This is a genomic window from Portibacter marinus, from assembly GCF_021533195.1.
GTDB lineage: Bacteria > Bacteroidota > Bacteroidia > Chitinophagales > Saprospiraceae > Portibacter > Portibacter marinus.
The window spans coordinates 408466-426874 of the sequence record NZ_JAJNKB010000002.1 but is presented as its reverse complement, the minus strand read 5'-3'; the positions used below and the strand labels follow the sequence as shown (position 1 = coordinate 426874).

Sequence of the window (18409 nt, the reverse complement as noted above, 5' to 3'; positions counted from 1 at the left end):
ATGAGGGAAATCTGGCTTTTCACTTTCTTGCTTGTAACTCTTACTATGTGGGGACAAGCTGAGAAGGGAGTGTTACTATCTAACTGGAAAAACGAAGATTTGGTAGGATCTTCTGCTTACAACAATACTTATAATGAAGTATGGGGTCTTGCGGTCAACGATGCTGAATACGCAATCATTGGATCCACAGCCGGCACGCACTTTATTAATGTCACCGACCCTGAAAATCCTGTAGAAGACTTTTTTGTTCAAGGCGTGTCTTTTGGCCCTCACATCATACACAGAGACTACCATGATTACAAAGGCTATCTGTATTCTATCGCAGATGAGCAGATAGGGACCCTAAAGTCGAAGCTACAAATAATTGATGTATCCAATCTTCCCGAAAAGGTTGAGGTCGTCTACGTGGATGATGATAGAATAGAAAGGGCCCACAATCTTTTTATTGATACCTCTCAGGCAAGACTATATGTATTTGCGGCAAAAGGTGGAGACGACCCTTATTCGGCGATTAGAGCTTATGATATTTCTGAACCATTAAATCCTGTTCAACTAGGAGATTTTCGAACTGGAATAGATGGAGTAAGTGTGGGACATTATCATGATGGCTTCATTCGGGATCATATTGCATATCTTAATGCTGGATATGACGGCCTGGTCATTGCTGATATGGAAGATCCTGAAAATCTAAAGGTCTTATCACATCTTAGAAGTAGTGATTACCCGGAATCTGGTTATAACCACTCTGGTTGGCTAAGCGATGATGGTCAGTATTACTATATGGCAGACGAAACCTGGGGTACCGATATCAAAGTATTTGATGTAAGCGATCCACGAAACATTACCTATATTTCAAAATTTGACGCAGGTAATAATTCACCATATTCCATTCCTCATAATCAGATCGTTCGTTGCAATTATCTCGTTACTTCCTATTACTACGACGGCTTGCAGGTATATGATCTATCTGACCCGGGACGACCAAAAAGGATTTTATACTACCCTACTTCTGACATTTCGCCAAGAGAGAACTACGAAGGTGCATGGGGAGTGTATCCATTCCTTCCCTCAGGTAATATTCTGGTTTCAGATATGCAAAATGGGCTTTTCGTGATCAGTGGATTTTCAGATTACTGTAAGTCCGTTGCGACAGAAGAAATAAATTCTTCAAAACTTAAAATCACTCCCAATCCAACAGGTGGTTTCTTTCGCATTTGGTCCGAAACAGCCTTGAAAAAAGTCAATATTTATAGCGCTGATGGTCGATTGGTTAACAGTCTTGATATTCACAACTCAAATACTAAAAATCTTGAAATCAATCAGCCAGGCGTTTACTTTGCTGAAATATTTACCCTTGAAGGCAAACAAGTGGAGAAGATAATTGTACAGCAATAAAAGGTATTTGATATCATATTTTTAATTTCGCAGCGCAATTCAACAGGTATGGTCAAATACTTAAGAGCAATCTTCATCGTTTCAACCACTTTTGTGGTAAGCATCGGCAATGCTCAACAAGACACTTTGATCAGACCCAAAGGCAAGCCCCTTGATCGCTTGCTGGAAAGAGAAAGCGTGGCAATTGATAGTAATCAATTACTGACATATACCCTGGACGATATTGATGCCAGGGACAGTTTTAAAATTAAGGGGTTAGATCCCTATTTCCAGCAATATGATCCCGCACGCGCTAGACCTTTTGACTACGGTCACCTGGGAAATGTTGGCTCTGCCGCCTACTCTACAATATTAGAAATTCCACTAATCAATCAATTCAATCTGGGCTACACCCAATACGACTTGTATCATAAGACCATTAATGACATTAAACATTTTGAGCAAGTCCGTCCATTCTCAGAATTATACTTTTCAGGAGGCGAAACCCAATCAGATCTTAAGGTTGGAGCATTATTTAGTCGCTCTTTCGCAAATGATGTCAACTTTGTCATTGATTATGATCGAATTTCTCAACAAGGAATTTATCAACATCAAGGTACAAGGCAAACCTCTTTTTTGAGCAGCTTGGCGTACAGAGGTAACCCAAGATTATCTACCTTCCTATCTTTCATTTTAAATGCTTCAGCTGAAGAAATTAATGGTGGAGTACAAGATCTCAGTTCTCTAAGTAATCCCATTAATGACATCAGAGAAAACGTGGATGTTTTATCTACAGACGCTGAAAGTCGACTCCAAAACCGAAGCATCGTATTCAATGCTTTTTATTATGTGGGCTCGGACAGTTTGACGTCTGACTTTAAAACCAAACTTCGTTATGAAGCTGTTTCATTCAACGAATTTTATCGCTATTCAGATCCCAGCATTTCTTCTGATAGTACGCTCTACAAGTCCTATTGGATCGGGAATAGAGGTATTAGAAATTACAATGAACTTAATCGAATAAGAAATGGACTATATTTCCATAATAGCTTTAAAAACTACTACCATTTTGAGACTGGCTTAAGATATGATTTCAATACCATAGATCTTTCGGGTTACAAAGAGAGGCTACATGAGATCTACCTCACTTTCAAAGGAGCCTTAAATATAAAAGATAGGCTTTTGATTAAGACGGATGTTTTCTATGGGCTATTAGATGCTGCCAATGAATTTGGTTTAAATGCCAATGCAGAATTACGATTGACCAGGAACCAAGGATTTCTTTTTTCTTTTCTGGCAGGCAGATATCGTGTTAATAAGGTACAGGAACAATTGTTATTAAACCAGGATTTTTTCTATGAAAATAGCCTCAACCCTCTGCTACTGCAAACACTTAAAGCGGAATATTTCAATGAAACCTGGAAGATAAGGTTAGGAGGCCAACTTCAAAATACATTCAACTACGTGTACTTTGATATCAGTTCTTTTCCTAATCAGGACTCTGGATTGTATTCGGTACTGGTTTTTTATGGTCAATGGGATATATCTTTAGGTAAGTTTTTGTTAGAGAACTCTGCTTATCTACAAAACCAGAATAAAGTACACGTAAATCTACCTTCCATCTTCACAAAAAATAGTTTGAGCTTTTATGATTATATCTTTAAAGATAAAATGCTTCTCAAAGCTGGATTTGATTTTCGATATATATTCAGTGAATATTTACCTTTTTACAATCCTGTGATTGGTCAGTTTTATTTGAATGACCAAAGATTATATTCCCCCTACCCCATGTTAGACGCAAGAATTTCATTCAAAGTAAGCTCTTTTACCACCTTTGTGAAATACGAAAATCTCGCTTTTTTTATTAGAGATGATGTGGAACAACTGGTTCAGGGCTATCCTCAGTTTGACGCCAGGTTTCGATTTGGAATTCAATGGAATCTCTGGAACTAGAGCTCATAATTTGGCTTGAGCGAGTGTGATTTGTCTCCTTCATAGAATTCATTGATAATATCAACCACTTCTTCGATATCATCCGTAATCGGTATTAAGTCAAGGTCCTTTTCAGATATGTTATTCTCCTTCTCAAGCATGACGGAAGTAATCCAACTTTTCAATCCACCCCAAAATTCAGAACCAACTAAAATGACAGGTACCTTTGTTATTTTATTGGTTTGAACTAAAGTGAGTACTTCAAACAACTCATCAAGCGTTCCAAATCCCCCAGGCATTACGACGAAAGCCTGTGCATATTTTACAAACATGACCTTTCTCACGAAGAAATATCTATGATTAAGGTTTTTATCAGGGTCAATGTATGCATTATGAGATGTTTCGAATGGAAGGTCAATATTTAATCCCACGGACATTCCTTCATTGGTCTTCGCCCCCTTATTTGCAGCTTCCATAATGCCAGGACCACCACCCGTAATGACACCAAAACCTTCTTCTGTTAATCTTTTGGCAATTTCAACTGCCAGTTTATAATATTTACCATCGGGCTTAGTCCTTGCAGATCCAAAAATAGAGATGCAAGGGCCGATTTTATTCAATGTTTCAAATCCATCAACGAATTCAGCCAGCACTTTGAACATGGTCCAGGAGTTTTCTCCTTTCATCTGTGTCCATTGCTTTTTGGCCTTTCTCAACCTTGTTTCTTCCGTCATTCTAAATTTCCTTAGTTAATAAGGAGTACTGATACCATTACAGTTATACTAAAACACCTTTATAATTCTCGTACTCTCTCTTAATATGCAACTGCAATTTATGTAAGTCTTCGTATTTATCAAACAGATCTGTCAGTGCATCTTTTTTAGAACTGGAAGGTACTACAAATTGTTCAACATCTTTTTTTGTGATGGCATTACCACTTAAGATAATGAGTCGTTCCACCACGTTTCTCAATTCTCTGATATTTCCAGTCCAATTAAGACCCTGTAGCAACTTCATCGCAGCTGTATCTATCTTCTTAACTCCTATACCATATTCCCTACAAATAATGTCTGAAAAATGCTCAACGAGTAAAGGGATATCATCTCGTCTTTCATTCAAAGCTGGCACTTTAATAATGATTACAGCGAGTCGGTGATATAAATCTTCTCTGAAATTTCCCTTTCGGATTTCAGCTCTTAAATCCTTGTTGGTTGCAGCCAAAACTCTGACATTGACAGAGATTTCCTTGTCTCCACCTACCCTTGTGATTTTACTCTCCTGCAAAGCTCTAAGTACTTTAGCCTGAGCTGAAAGCCCCATATCTCCAATCTCATCAAGAAACAATGTACCATCATTGGCCAACTCAAACTTTCCCACCCTATTCTTCACAGCTGAGGTGAAGGCTCCTTTCTCATGCCCAAAAAGTTCACTTTCGATTAATTCTGAAGGAATGGCAGCACAATTTACTTCTACCATAGGTCCATCCTTGCGACTACTTTTGATATGCATCCAGCGAGCCACAAGTTCTTTACCCGTGCCATTGGGGCCCGTAATTAATACACGTGCATCTGTGGGAGCTACCCTATCAATGGTGTCCTTAATTAGCTCGATACCGTCAGAGGTTCCAATCATTTCCTGAGAATCTTTCTTCCGCACTTTTCTCTGTAACACCTTTTTCTCGGTGATCAATGAACTCTTATCCATCGCATTTCTGATCGTGATAAGCAGTCTGTTTAGATCTGGTGGTTTCTGAATAAAATCGAAAGCACCTTTTTTAACTGCCTCTACAGCAGTATCAATGTTTCCATGCCCAGAAATCATAACAACTGGAAGATCAGGGCGTAATTTCTGCACACTTTCAATGGCATCCATTCCGTCAAGCTTTGGCATTTTAATGTCCATAATGACCACATCGTACTTGTTTTGCTTGATATGAACCATTGCATCTAATCCATCTACTGCCTCATCGACCGTATACTTTTCAAATTCTAATATGTCTTTCAGTGTTCTTCTGATACTACTGTCATCATCGACAATTAATATTTTAGGCATAATCCACGTATTTCTTTAAGATTAAATATGTGGCAATATATTAAATAATTTTATAATAAGTAAACAATTATTAATAATCGCTTTACAAATTATAATTTATTATAATATGATTTTATTACTGACTTATTGCGATATATGCCATCAGACCTGAACTAATTCTTAAACTAGATTCATCGATGTCGAATGTGGGAGTATGCACCGAAGATGTAATGCCTTTCTGCCTATTTCCAGTGCCTAAACGGTAAAAGCAAGCTGGAATTTCCTGGGAATAGAATGCGAAATCCTCTGATGTCATTCTAATAGGCAAATCCTCTACCCGATCATTTCCAAGATAATTTTGCGCTGCTAATGTTGCCTTATCCGTTATTTTTTCATCATTGATAAGAAATGGATACCCCTTTTGTATGTCCACTTTACAAAAACCGCCCATCGATTCGGCCGTGTGTTCACAGATTTCCTTGATGTATTCATGTGCCTGCAATCTCCATTTTTCATCCATCGTCCTAAAGGTCCCCTCTATTTTCACTATGTCAGGAATAATGTTGGTTGCCCCACCCTCTGAATGTATTTTCCCTAAAGACAGCACAGAGGGTATAGTTGGATCAGCCTTCCTTGAAACCACTTGTTGAAGATTCTGAATGATTGTTGCCGCCATTAAGATTGTATCCACATTATTCTGTGGCATGGCAGCATGGCCTCCTTTTCCATTAACTTCCAAATAAATCTCATCAGCTGAAGCCATGTACATACCTTTTCTAAATCCGACTTTGCCAGCTTCCATCGATGGATAAACATGTAAACCAATAATGCAGGTCGGTACTGGCTTCTTAAGAACTCCTTGTTTAATCAAGATCGATGCTCCACCAGGTAACTTTTCTTCTCCGGGCTGAAATATTATTCTGAAATTTTTCTTCGCTTCTTTACCTAACTCTTTGAGTATTCTAGATGCTCCTAAAAGACTAGTGGTGTGAACATCATGTCCACAGGCGTGCATAACCCCTTGATTCAATGATTTATAGGGAACTTCATTCTCCTCGTGAATAGGTAATGCATCTATATCTGCACGAAGGGCAATGGTAGCAAAAGTGGGATCATTGATAATATGGGCTACAATTCCATGACCACCCCAGTCTCGTTCATGCTCAATACCATATTTTGTTAGCTTGCCACTTATAAAGTCACTGGTGCCCTTTTCCTCAAAGGAAAGCTCAGGATGTGCATGAAGAAAGTGTCTAATTTCAATGAGCTCATCAAAGTAGTTGGCATTTAATGTCTTTATTCTATCTATCAATGACATAAGCTAAAGGTAATTCCACAAATATCTAAAATCTTTCCATACCGTATAGTTCTTGGCATAGTCTCTGGCCTCTGTATCTGAAATCTGAAACACTGGTTCTGCGATTCGGGGCAATTGGTCCGTTGGATGATACCCAATGATGGTTTGTTGACCAACTAAAAGTTTTCTTCCTCTGAAGATAATCTTACGAGTAGAAGAGAAAAAGATAGTAAGAGGTATCAATATCGTCAGAATCAGCCAAATTATGAAATCAAATATTTTCTTGTTTCTCTTACTGCTTTGACTTTGAATGTTATAATTTACTTCCATGGTATAAATCTCCCCACTTGTATTTTTTGATTGAGAGCCTATTATACCAAGGGAATCTTCGCCTGTAATCTTTATGGACACTTCCGATCCGATTGCTGACATTAATTCAATCACTCTTTGCATCCCCACTTGGCGAACGTTACAAATGACCTCATTAAATCCCCTCACCTTAATCAGTTCAGATAATTCATAGGTCGACACATCCACTGGAATTTGTTCGATGATCTGGATTTTTGTATTGGCCGCATTTAGCATTCTCTTTATTTTCCTAAACTCCTCGTCATTCGACAGGACCAGTACCTTTTTCCTTTTTCCCAAGTTATCAACCTCCACCATACCGAATTGACCTAAAAAAACTCTTAGTAATGGAAGTACGATAATTGCGAAAAATGCAGAAATCAGTATAACTGCTCTACTACTCCGGTATGATTCTTCTAAAAGTCCGTAGATTGCCAGAATGGCAAATGTTCCGATAAGCAAATTTCTCATGACCTTCATCAACTTTATCTGCTTATCATAGCCGCCACCAAAGAAAACAAAAAGCACCCAAATTAAAGTGTAAAGCGTAAAATTAAGAGTCAATGGTGCATTGCTATAATAATCAGCATCCCCAAAATAAAATCTTGCCCAAATACTCGAAATAATGTATAAACCTCCGAAAATGCAAACGACATCTATAAAAGGCAAAAAGAGTTTGGAAAAAATTCCTTTGAGATAAAATAGAAAGGCTTTAAGCCAAATAATGAACGAAAGCGACTTCAAAAATGAACTGGCTCTCCTATTCTTAAAATGTTTATTGGCAAAAATATCCATAGCATCATAAAAACGCTGAGTATAGGCGATGGAGTCTTTTCTAGTACTTTCACCTTTAAAATGCACGATAGAAGTTTCGGGGAAGTATAAGACGGAATAACCAGCATTTCTAATTCTGTAAGACAAGTCTATATCCTCTCCATACATAAAAAAAGCTTCGTCTAATAGTCCAATCTCATCTAAGACCTTCGTACGTATGAACATGAATGCGCCACAAAGAATTTCTGTTTCAGCGGTCTGCATTTCTCCTATATGTCCCTGATAATAACTATTGATTACCGGAGATTGTGGAAATAGTTTATACAATCCGGAGAATCGATAAAAAGAAGCAGAGGGGGAAGGAAAGCCGCGTTTGGACTCTGGCAAAAATTGACCGGCACCATCAACCATTCTAACTCCGAGGGCACCAATTTTAGGCGAAGACTCCATTTGTGCAAAACACGCCGTAAGTGTGTTTTCTGATAAAAGTGTATCTGGATTCAATAACAAAATGTACTTTCCTTTAGCCAATTTAATACCCTGATTATTAGCTATAGAAAATCCGACATTATTTTCATTCTCAATCAGTAAAACCTCAGGGTAATGGTCCCTTATTAGTTTTCGGGAACCATCTGAAGAATCGTTGTCAACTACAATTACTTCAATAACGCCTTTGTAATCAGAAACTTTGAAAATTGAATCGAGGCATTGTTCTATAAAATACTGAACATTATAATTGACGATGATTATGCTTATGTTCACCCGCATCAATCACTGTTAACATCTAAATTATATGGAATTCTGGTGTGGATAGATCTACCGAGCGTTAATTCGTCTGCGTATTCCAATTCGCCTCCAAAAGAAACTCCTCTTGCGATGGTACTGATTTTTATATCTGTATGAGCTAGTTTTTTACTGATATAGAATATGGTCGTTTCACCGTCAATAGTGGGAGATATTGCCATAATGATTTCGTTAGGTGGTTTATTTTTCACCCTTTCAACAAGCTGTTCGATGGTCAATTCTGTGGGTCCTACGCCGTCAATAGGAGAAATAACACCTCCCAATACATGATAAACTCCTGAGTACTGATTGGTATCTTCGATGGCCATCACATCCCTTATAGATTCAACTATACAAATCAGTTTTTTATTCCTGGATGGATCTGAACAAATTTCACATACATTGTTATCAGAGTAATTGAAACATATTTCACATTTCTTGATTTTGGTTTTAAGAGCAACTACCTTATCAGATATTCTCAAGGCCAAATCACTCTCATCTTTAAGCAAATGCAAGACCAATCTAAGGGCAGACTTTTTGCCGATAGACGGCAGCTCGGAAAGTGCTTCTACAGCATCTTTTAATAAAGTGGACGAAAACTTCATGAGGTAAAAATAGTGTTTCTGGCAGGAAAATGATCTATCTTATCTGAGTTTTCAAGATTTGTAATGGAAAGCAGGGTGAATAATAGCAATTTAAATTTTATATATTATTTTTAGCATTCAAAATTTAAGAATACAAATATGGCAGATGTAATTAGAATGCCCAGAATGAGTGATACAATGGAGGAAGGTAACATTGTAGAGTGGCTGAAGCAAGTTGGCGATGAAGTTGAACCAGGTGATGTACTTGCGGAGGTAGAAACCGACAAAGCGACCATGGAGCTGGAAAGTTATCAAGAAGGCGTTTTATTATATATAGGTGTTGAATCTGGGCCAGTACCAGTGGATGGCATATTGGCAGTGATCGGTGAAGAAGGTGAAGATTACAAACCTGCTCTTGAAGCGGCTGAATCTGAATCTGCTGAAAGTGGGGACGAGCAAAAAGAAGTTGAAGATGATGGTGAGAAAGAGAAAAAATCCTCCTCTGAGTCTCAAGAAAAGAACAAGTCAAGTGAAGCCAAGTCAAAATCAGATGGTGGTTCAGATCAAAAAGAAGGAAATCAAGCCAGTGATGACGAAAGAATAAAGGCCTCTCCTCTAGCCAGGTCCATGGCGAAAGAAGCCAATATCAATTTGAGCGAGGTAACAGGAAGTGGCGAAAACAACCGCATTATTAAGAAAGATATAGAGGAATATATTTCTTCAGGGGCTGGCAGTAAATCTTCTGGTAGCATCAGCATACCGATGGTAGAAAGTGGATTAGCAGATTTCGATTATGGCGATCATAAAGTCAGTCAGATGAGAAAGACGATAGCCAAAAGACTTTCCGAAAGTAAGTTTGGTGCTCCTCACTTCTATCTCACTATTGCGATAGATATGAGCAATGCAATCAGTTCCAGAAAAAGCATCAATGAAATCAGTGAGACCCGAATATCGTTTAACGACTTTGTTGTGAAAGCTGCAGCCTTGGCTTTAAGAAAACATCCTGCAATCAATGCATCTTGGCATGGTGATAAGATCACTTACCACAAGGAAATTAATGTAGGAGTGGCAGTAGCTGTACCCGATGGCTTATTGGTCCCTGTGGTCAATAATGCTGATCATAAACCGCTTTCTGCAATCAATGTCGAAGTGAAAGAGTTAGCCGGAAAAGCAAAAAACAAGAAGCTACAACCCAATGAAATGCAAGGAAATACATTTACCATTTCAAACTTGGGCATGTTTGACATTGAGGAGTTCACGGCAATCATCAATCCACCGGATTCATGCATTTTAGCCGTTGGATCGATTAAAAAAGTACCTGTAGTGAAAGATGGTAACATTGTTCCCGGTAATATTATGAAGGTGACACTCTCGTGTGACCATAGAGTAGTAGATGGAGCTACAGGAGCTCAATTCCTGGCTACTTTTAAATCATACTTAGAAAATCCTGTAATGATGTTGGTGTAAAATATTGCCGGCATTATCAATGAGATCATTTCAATTTCATGGCTGTGAAGGGGTGAAAGCCCAGGTTTCAGATTGAGAATTTAATGGATTTCATTCTATTAAGTTTTAGCTATGAGCTTCCATCTTAGTGTGGTAACATTCATTACATTCAAATAAGACAAAGATGGAAGAAATGACCGATCAAGGTTTTCCCTGATGGCTGAATGATTTAATTTATAGAGTCATTAATGAGTTGTACAATTTAAATTACAATTCATTTACAGACCAATGTGGTTTCTCTCTAAAGCATCTGTAAAGTGATGGTTTGATCGTCTTGCTAAACTCAAGATAAGTTGTCGTTCTTGTTATAGTGTAAAATTAATCCCCACTTCTATACTGGATTTCTCATCATTTAATTATTCTAAAACTTCTTGATTAATCAAAAGGGGATATCGTAGACTCACCACTATTTATGTCAAACCTGTCCAATTTTCCAATTTTTCAATTTTTCAATTTTTTCAATTTTTTCAATTTTTTCAATTTTCCTCAATTTTCCGATCATTTCATTCTTCTTAATCTCCATTTCCTCCCAGATCTCACCCTGAGCTCTACGTGATTTCCCTATTATCTTTCATATCCTTGTACTCCTAGATTTCATCCAAATTTCTCAGTGACCTCCATGATCTCCGTGATCTTTGACATCACTGACCATTCTAGCCTTACTGATCACCCTTATCCTCCGTTTTCTGCCTTTTTTCCTTTGATCTCCCTATTCTCCTTGATCTCACTATTCTCCTTGATCTCCCTATTCTCCCTATTCTCCTTGATCTCCCTATTCTCCCTGATCTCATTAACCTTGGAATGCCATAATAAACCAATGAGCAAACTGCGATAAAACAAAAGGGCCTCACAAATTAATGTGAGACCCTCAAATTATAGAAGTTATGTATTTAATTAGTATCCACTGTTTTTGTTGCCGCTATACTGAGAACCTGTTCTTCCTGAAGGTCCTTGTCCGGCATTAGGTCCATCCGGCTTGGCCATTTCTTCATCGCCAGGCTGACAAACTCTAAATTCTACTCTTCTATTCATATAGTTTTTAGATTCAGATGAACCTCTCGCTCCAGAATCAACCAATGGCTGCTCCTCTCCTCCATACATCAAAATCATTCTTTCCCTATCAACTCCATACTTTGCAACTAAATAGTCGATAGCTGCATTAGCTCTATTGTAAGATAAAACTCTATTATAGTCATCACCGCTTCTGGCATCTGTGTGACCTACAACCGTAACGCATAGTCCAGGACATCTTTGTAACAACTCACCTACATGGTGTAATTGTCCATAGAATTCAGGCTTGATATAATATTTATCTAAATCAAAATGAATCATTGGCAAAAACCAATTTCCGCATCCGTCTTTAATTTCATTTAAAGTCATTTCCATTGCTCCCATTTTGGAATTAATGACATCGTTTACGTCAGATTCCGTCATATATCCAGGATCTGGAATAATAGCGACTCCCATTTCATCAGTATCATATCCAGGAGCTGAAAATGGCTCTTGATCTTTGCAATCAGCTATTCCGTCTCCATCACTATCAAGAACTATACCTCTAGTATCCACAGGACATCCAGCAGGGGAATCCAATTCCTGATCCAACATATCGATGATACCGTCACCATCTGTATCCGTTAAGTCAAGTACTGGTCTTTGCTTTAATTCTGCTATATCATTATAAGTAGCATCTAAAGGATTCAACCAATATAGAGGCTCAGTAACATTATCAAAGTTGCCTAAGTTAACACCAATTCTAATTGATGTAAAAGCGGCAATATCGCTATCATTGGTTTGATCCACTGCTGATCTCCACTCATGACCATCCCACTTGTCAAAGTCCTGTGCAATCATTTGTTGCTCAAGAGAAATATTTACTCTCTTATTTATTTTTCTCGAAACTCCCACTGTTCCCAAGAATGAAGGAAAAATCATTCCATCATCAAAGAAAAAGGCCACATTTCTATCATTTTCCGCAGTGTGATCATATCCATCTAATCGTTCTCTAATATCAGCTCTTTTTTGTCTAGAGTTTTCCTGGCCAATAAGAGAACCCCACTCATAAGGAGCACCATTTTCCTCAGTTCCCTGAACATAGTCCATAACAACAGTAGTATTGGTAATACTAACTCCAACTCCCAAGTACGCATTCCACTTATTTCTTGGACTATGAAAAAGTAGATTTCCAATGTTTACTATACCTGATAAACCACCCGTTATACTAGTCGCTTGAAAATTTCTAAATGTTCTGGCACTCAAATCTGTGCCCTCATTATCTAAGTTTAAGACTGCTGCTTGAGTAGATCTGCCGTCAATTCCTCTTGCAACACTGTAAAACCCTTCAGCTCTCCATGACAGGGTATAATTGATGGCTTTTCTAATGTGCAATCCGAGACCAAATCCAGAAGGAAAGTTCGCTGGAACATCACCATTAATGTGAAAATGTCCCAATGCTATTCCCAGTTCCCATGCGTTCTTCGGCTTAGCAGAAAAGGAGGCCTGTCCCATTCTCCATTGCTTATTCTGCTCAGCATCAACTGTCATTTCATCTCCAATTTCTGCAGATGTCCATGTGTCGTCTTGCGCACTTACACTCATCATTCCTAAGAACATAAGTGAAAATGCGAGTAAACATAACTTCTTTGTCATAATTCGATTTTTTTCTTTAAGTGTTTGGCTGTGTACAAAAATATTGATTTTTACATTCAAATCAATGATTCGAATGATAAAACTAGGGCTTGATACTAATTAAATCCCACGTTTACCATGCGAAAATAGCATAAAATTCATTTAAAAGCTATCTTTTCGTTAATAATAATCACAAATGAAAGCTATTGTTCGATTTGTGAAAAAGTATACTTTTCCTATACAATAAAATAATACTATGTAAAAATCTATTTATTAATTATTTACATATCCATGTAAATATTAATATTTATATTGTCGCCAAATTAAATTTTATTTCATGATTACAAATATTCTGCTCACTGGCGATAATTATCATCTTGTTAATAAAATCCATATTAAGCTAAGCCATTTCAATCAACAACCTGGTATAGAATTTCAGATTGTAGACAGTACAGAGGAATTACAAATAAACTCAAATGAAGTACTAATTTACATAAAACATACTGAAGAACTGATACAAGGAATAACAGATCAAATAGACTTAGAAATCATCTCTTATGTAACAGCCAGTCCTAAAAAGACAGTGCTTGATTTAAGCACACAAGTGACCTGCATTGCCACTCAAAGACATCTAGTAGATGAGATGGATGAAAACTTCATCTCCTTAGGTTCTTTGAAAAATAATATATCCCACTGCGAGCCCTTTATTCGGGAAAGTAAATTGTTTTTCTTCGATCTGGATGCCATCAGATCTTCAGACGTTAATAACGAATCTTTCAGCAATCCAAGTGGTCTTTACAGTGAAGATGCCACCCAGATGTTTCGATATGCCGGCATGAACGAACTGAACAAGACTGTTATCATCAATAATTGCACAGAATCCCAGATTTCTCTTATCAGTCAATTAATTTGGTATTATGCTGAAGCCGCAGCCATTAGATTTCCAGACCATCCTTATTTCACCAATACTGTAAATGAATATGTGGTTGACGTTGACAGCCTTGATATGTCCGTATCCTTCTATAAATCTAAATCTTCCGGAAGATGGTGGGTGAAAATTCCGGATATCCCGATGAACAAATGGAAATCTTGCAGTTATGAAGATTATCAAAATGCATGCAAAGACCTTATAAGTCCAGAACTGCTGAACATTATTTCATCTGTTGAATAATGGAGAGTTTTTCCAGGGCAATACCTCGGGATCCTTTTATTAAAATTTGACCTCCTTCTTCAACTGTCGCACTAACGTAATCGTTGGCGTCTGAGGTAGAAAGAAAAAAATTAAATTGAGGATAATCATTCTTGAGAGCATAAAAACATTGACCTACAAGAACAACGTCTTCTACTTTACAATCTTCTACAATGAAATTCAATAAAGAGGTGTGTAACCTTTGTTCCTCCACACCCAGTTCTAACATATCACCGAGAATCAGGACCTTTCTTTCCCCATCAAAGGACATGAAGCTTTCGATACTTGCTTTCATGCTCGACGGATTAGCATTGTAGGCATCCAAAAAAACTTTTAATCCATCCATTTCTAATAATTGGCTTCGATTATTTTCAGATCTATACATAGACAAGCCTTTTTTGACTTGATCCAGCGAAACTCCTTGATCAAGTGAGATAGCAGCAGCCATCTTACAATTTTCATAGTTATGATGGCCATAAATCTGACAGGGAATAACATCATTTTCATAACCTAATACTACATTGGGAACTATTGAAAGGCACTGAAACTGATAGTCCGCCGAATTTTCTTCCCCCACAGTTACATTGCCGGCATAACCGTTGGACAGCTCAACTACCTCTTGTGCATTTAAGTTAACATAAAACTGGCCGCCTTTTCTACTTACATGATTAAACAATTCCCCTTTCTCCTTTTGAATACCGCTTTTGCTTCCTAAACCTTCTATGTGGGCTAATCCTATATTGGTAATATAACCACAGTCAGGCTCGGCGATAGCACACAGTTCTTTAATATCACCAGGTAAACTTGCACCCATTTCGATAATAGCTATTTCATCCTGCTTTGTTAAATCCAGCAAACTTAGTGGAACGCCAATATGATTATTTAGATTCCCTTTAGTTGCGTAGCAGATAAACTTCTGACTAAGTGCGGAGTGTAGAAGTTCTTTATTGGTCGTCTTTCCATTAGATCCTGTGATTCCAATAATAAAAGTATTTAACTTTTTGCGATGAAGATTCGCCAAGTTTTGCAGCGTTTCCAAAACATTATCCACCAAAATAATTCTGTGATCTACGCTATTCTGCTCCTCATCTACTACCGCATAAGATGCCCCTTCGCTTATGGCTTGCAAGGCAAATTTGTTGCCATTAAAACGCGGACCTTTCAATGCAAAAAAGATTTTGCCTTTGAGATTCTTTCTGGTGTCGGTTACTACTCCGTCGCTGAGCTTATAGTAACCATACAATTTATCCAATGTACTCATGGGCACAAAATAAAAAAGTCCTCACGATTACGTAAGGACTTTCTGTATTCTATCAGAGATAATTTATTTATATCTCCTTTTAACTTTCTTCTTATTGCTCTTAAATTTATTTCCTGCAGTATCCTCGTTACCTTCAGGGCCACCTACTCTTGTCATAGCACATCTGAATCCGATGGTTCTACTGGCCTTGTCTTCATCTCTAAATCTTCTTGCACCTGGAGATAACCAATATAATCTGTCTGCCCATGACCCACCTTTTATTACTCTGGATTTGTCGTTGATTAACGTATGGATACCATAATCATAATTCACAAATTCATCGTCACCATCCTTGTAGTTCTTAACATTAGCTACTTTGTAATTTTCTCTTCCTACGATTGACGAACTATCAACCGGCTCTTCAGGAATTCTTCCCAAGCTGTCTTTCTCAGCGATTCCGCCATCTTCAGTTCTTACTTTCTGCATGAACTCGCCCCCTCTATATGGGTTCAAATCATGATTTTCAGCATCTCTTAAGGTTGTACTGGTCATCGGTCTATATACATCGGCTGTCCATTCACTTACATTTCCAGCCATGTTATACAATCCGAAATCATTTGGTAAAAATGATCTTACGTCAGCCGGGATATGTGCCTTGTCATTCAACTTTCCGGCGATACCCATATAATCACCACGACCTCTCTTATAGTTAGCAAGCATTCCTCCTTGCTGTTTATTACGCTTTTGATATCGTGCCGTGGTACCATCCCATGGATAAATTCTTCTATCTGTGATCAACTCATCTTGAGAAGCAGATTGATTTCCTTGAAGTGCAAGAGCAGCATACTCCCACTCAGCTTCTGTAGGTAACCTATAATCTGGCAACATGATCCCATCTTCAAACCTCACCGGTCGCTCTCCTCCGGAACCAAGATCTTTTAAATTCTTTCTCACATTTCCCTGGTATTGACCAGCCAGATAAGCATCTGTATTAAAGTTATCGGAATCAACTTGATCAGGCGAAGGATTTAAAATTCCCCTTTCTATCAATAGCATCTCGTTTACTCTATCAGTTCTCCAGGCTGCATACTTTCCAGCTTGAACCCAAGTTACACCTACTACCGGATATTCGTCATAAGATGGATGTCTGAAATACGTTTCTACAAAAGGTTCATTGAATGAAAGTTCTTCTCTCCAGACTAATGTATCTGGCAAAGCTTCTTTCCATACGGAAGGATAAGACTGGTAGGTCTTTCTAGTCCAATATAAATATTCTCTATAATCGATATTGGCTACCTCTGTTTCATCCATATAAAAGGAAGAAACTGTCACTCTTCTTGGGACATTATCCCACTCGAAGGTAACGTCTTCCTCAGTCAGACCCATCATAAATGTTCCACCTTCGATGGGCACTAAATTTGGTCCTGTCTTCTGACCCTCATAATCCAATTTTTCAAATCCGCCCCATTCTGAATCATTATACTTCCAACCGGTCGTGTTAGACCTTTCGGACTGCTTACATGATCCTAAAAAGAGTGCTGGAAATACTAAAACTAAACTTAGCCTTAATAATCTTTTCATTGTTAAACCTTTGTAAATTACCTTTTAATTAATTCCTTTTCTAAAACACATATTGTACCAATATTATTATCTAAATAATTGGAAACAATCGTTATACTTAGATCTTTTTTTCTCCTCACCAATCAGAAATGTGATTCCTAATTCATGAGATCCACCACTACTGGTGGAAAGTGCAGAAACGGTGAGATCGTAACTATACCCAATTTTTAGGGCTCCTTGAGTAATTCCCGTTGAAAAAATTACTGCATCTGGATTAGTGAAAGCGTGACGATACCATGCTCCTACGAAAAAGACACCCAAATTACTGTACGCCCCTACATTTAGTTGGGCAAAACTTCCTTGATATACATAAAGGATATTCGGTGAGATGAACGATTGTACTCCTCCGATATTGTAGTTTCTTATTTTTATTTGCGCTCCTGCCTGGATAGAAGCTCGTAAAGGTATTCCTGAATACAACCCTTCATTAATATCTAAAAAATTATTTCCAGGTGTATTAATGTGTTTCAAAGAAGCACCAAAATAATAATCCGGATTATAGAACAACATACCTACGGATGCATCAAAATAATTATTTGTCAAGCTTTCAGGTCTGACCTCAGAGGTTGGATATGGGGTCCCTCCCGGACTAACCGAACCAAATTGCGGATCTATCTGGTCCAGGAAAATCAATTTATCCCAATTTAGGCGATTTTGTACTCCCGCCACTTCCATTCCTATTTTTAAATAAGATTCTCCTTTTAATCTAGCCCGATATGCATAGAACAATGAGATTTTATTGTGAACATAAAGACCATTACCAGCGTTGTCCGCAAGAACATTGGCCCCGAATCCACTTCCTGCATTCTCGAAATATTGGTCGTATGAAGCAGAATATGAGTTATAGGCAAATGGAATCAAGGGCCACTGCATTCGATACTGAAGTGCCACTTTAGGATTATAGGTATTTCCTGTGAAGGCAGGATTAATTTGAAGGGGATCAATATAGAATTGGGAAAAGACAGGGTCCTGAGCATGTAATGACATGGCAGCAAATGCCAGACACAATGTAAATGTTATTCCGCGAATAATTTTATTCAAGCTTAAATAATATTTTTAGCAATAGGAACCATATAAATTCGTTTTTAAGTAACGTCTAGGAATCA

General features: G+C 37.9%; 14 protein-coding genes. 4 read left to right on the top strand and 10 right to left on the bottom strand.

Going from position 1 to position 18409, the window contains the following annotated elements; all coding sequences use genetic code 11:
- Positions 1-1395: a choice-of-anchor B family protein gene (locus tag L2567_RS05995; protein WP_235296842.1), complete on the top strand. Its 1395-nt coding sequence runs from the start codon at positions 1-3 to the stop codon at positions 1393-1395.
- A 48-nt stretch (positions 1396-1443) separates the two neighbouring features.
- Positions 1444-3327 (top strand): putative porin, encoded by a 1884-nt coding sequence (locus tag L2567_RS05990; RefSeq protein ID WP_235296841.1) that lies wholly within the window; start codon positions 1444-1446, stop codon positions 3325-3327.
- On the opposite strand, the gene L2567_RS05985 is transcribed toward L2567_RS05990, so the two are convergent.
- The 5 genes from L2567_RS05985 to recR form a co-directional block, all read right to left on the bottom strand.
- The gene (locus L2567_RS05985) at positions 3324-4040 is read right to left on the bottom strand and encodes an LOG family protein (RefSeq protein ID WP_235296840.1); all 717 of its coding nucleotides are present in this window, start codon (positions 4038-4040) and stop codon (positions 3324-3326) included. The two genes, L2567_RS05990 and L2567_RS05985, sit on opposite strands and share 4 nt — an antisense overlap.
- 43 nt (positions 4041-4083) lie before the next feature.
- Positions 4084-5358, bottom strand: a complete 1275-nt coding sequence (locus L2567_RS05980; RefSeq protein WP_235296839.1) for a sigma-54-dependent transcriptional regulator — start codon at positions 5356-5358, stop codon at positions 4084-4086.
- A gap of 115 nt (positions 5359-5473) precedes the next feature.
- Positions 5474-6655, bottom strand: a complete 1182-nt coding sequence (locus tag L2567_RS05975; RefSeq protein ID WP_235296838.1) for a M20 metallopeptidase family protein — start codon at positions 6653-6655, stop codon at positions 5474-5476.
- 3 nt (positions 6656-6658) lie between these two features.
- Positions 6659-8518, bottom strand: a complete 1860-nt coding sequence (locus L2567_RS05970) for a glycosyltransferase family 2 protein (protein ID WP_235296837.1) — start codon at positions 8516-8518, stop codon at positions 6659-6661.
- Between the two features lie 5 nt (positions 8519-8523).
- Positions 8524-9144 carry a recombination mediator RecR gene (recR, locus tag L2567_RS05965; protein WP_235296836.1) on the bottom strand — a complete coding sequence of 207 codons (621 nt, stop codon included), beginning with the start codon at positions 9142-9144 and terminating at the stop codon, positions 8524-8526.
- Positions 9145-9282: 138 nt separating this feature from the next.
- Here recR and L2567_RS05960 point away from each other — a divergent pair, with 138 nt between their 5' ends.
- Complete coding sequence (locus tag L2567_RS05960) at positions 9283-10590, top strand: pyruvate dehydrogenase complex dihydrolipoamide acetyltransferase (protein ID WP_235296835.1); 1308 nt, start codon at positions 9283-9285, stop codon at positions 10588-10590.
- 711 nt (positions 10591-11301) lie between these two features.
- Here L2567_RS05960 and L2567_RS05955 read toward each other — a convergent pair.
- Positions 11302-11469: a hypothetical protein gene (locus tag L2567_RS05955; protein ID WP_235296834.1), complete on the bottom strand. Its 168-nt coding sequence runs from the start codon at positions 11467-11469 to the stop codon at positions 11302-11304.
- A 54-nt stretch (positions 11470-11523) separates the two neighbouring features.
- Positions 11524-13275 (bottom strand): OmpA family protein, encoded by a 1752-nt coding sequence (locus L2567_RS05950; RefSeq protein ID WP_235296833.1) that lies wholly within the window; start codon positions 13273-13275, stop codon positions 11524-11526.
- Positions 13276-13591: 316 nt separating this feature from the next.
- On the opposite strand from L2567_RS05950, the gene L2567_RS05945 reads away from it, so the two are divergent.
- Positions 13592-14425 (top strand): arginase family protein, encoded by an 834-nt coding sequence (locus L2567_RS05945; RefSeq protein WP_235296832.1) that lies wholly within the window; start codon positions 13592-13594, stop codon positions 14423-14425.
- On the opposite strand, the gene L2567_RS05940 is transcribed toward L2567_RS05945, so the two are convergent.
- The 3 genes from L2567_RS05940 to L2567_RS05930 all read right to left on the bottom strand — a co-directional run bounded on the left by L2567_RS05940 (position 14406) and on the right by L2567_RS05930 (position 18344).
- On the bottom strand, positions 14406-15704 hold the full coding sequence (locus L2567_RS05940; RefSeq protein WP_235296831.1) for a UDP-N-acetylmuramoyl-tripeptide--D-alanyl-D-alanine ligase: 1299 nt from the start codon (positions 15702-15704) through the stop codon (positions 14406-14408). The genes L2567_RS05945 and L2567_RS05940 overlap by 20 nt on opposite strands.
- A gap of 63 nt (positions 15705-15767) precedes the next feature.
- On the bottom strand, positions 15768-17264 hold the full coding sequence (locus L2567_RS05935; RefSeq protein WP_235296830.1) for an SUMF1/EgtB/PvdO family nonheme iron enzyme: 1497 nt from the start codon (positions 17262-17264) through the stop codon (positions 15768-15770).
- A gap of 66 nt (positions 17265-17330) precedes the next feature.
- Positions 17331-18344 (bottom strand): PorP/SprF family type IX secretion system membrane protein, encoded by a 1014-nt coding sequence (locus L2567_RS05930; RefSeq protein WP_235296829.1) that lies wholly within the window; start codon positions 18342-18344, stop codon positions 17331-17333.
- Positions 18345-18409: the final 65 nt, after the last annotated feature.

Coding starts and splice junctions, on each gene's coding strand:
- L2567_RS05995 (WP_235296842.1), top strand. CDS start 1: ATGAGGGAAATCTGGCTTTTCACTTTCTTGCTTGTAACTCTTACTATG.
- L2567_RS05990 (WP_235296841.1), top strand. CDS start 1,444: ATGGTCAAATACTTAAGAGCAATCTTCATCGTTTCAACCACTTTTGTG.
- L2567_RS05985 (WP_235296840.1), bottom strand. CDS start 4,040: ATGACGGAAGAAACAAGGTTGAGAAAGGCCAAAAAGCAATGGACACAG.
- L2567_RS05980 (WP_235296839.1), bottom strand. CDS start 5,358: ATGCCTAAAATATTAATTGTCGATGATGACAGTAGTATCAGAAGAACA.
- L2567_RS05975 (WP_235296838.1), bottom strand. CDS start 6,655: ATGTCATTGATAGATAGAATAAAGACATTAAATGCCAACTACTTTGAT.
- recR (WP_235296836.1), bottom strand. CDS start 9,144: ATGAAGTTTTCGTCCACTTTATTAAAAGATGCTGTAGAAGCACTTTCC.
- L2567_RS05960 (WP_235296835.1), top strand. CDS start 9,283: ATGGCAGATGTAATTAGAATGCCCAGAATGAGTGATACAATGGAGGAA.
- L2567_RS05950 (WP_235296833.1), bottom strand. CDS start 13,275: ATGACAAAGAAGTTATGTTTACTCGCATTTTCACTTATGTTCTTAGGA.
- L2567_RS05945 (WP_235296832.1), top strand. CDS start 13,592: ATGATTACAAATATTCTGCTCACTGGCGATAATTATCATCTTGTTAAT.
- L2567_RS05940 (WP_235296831.1), bottom strand. CDS start 15,704: ATGAGTACATTGGATAAATTGTATGGTTACTATAAGCTCAGCGACGGA.
- L2567_RS05935 (WP_235296830.1), bottom strand. CDS start 17,264: ATGAAAAGATTATTAAGGCTAAGTTTAGTTTTAGTATTTCCAGCACTC.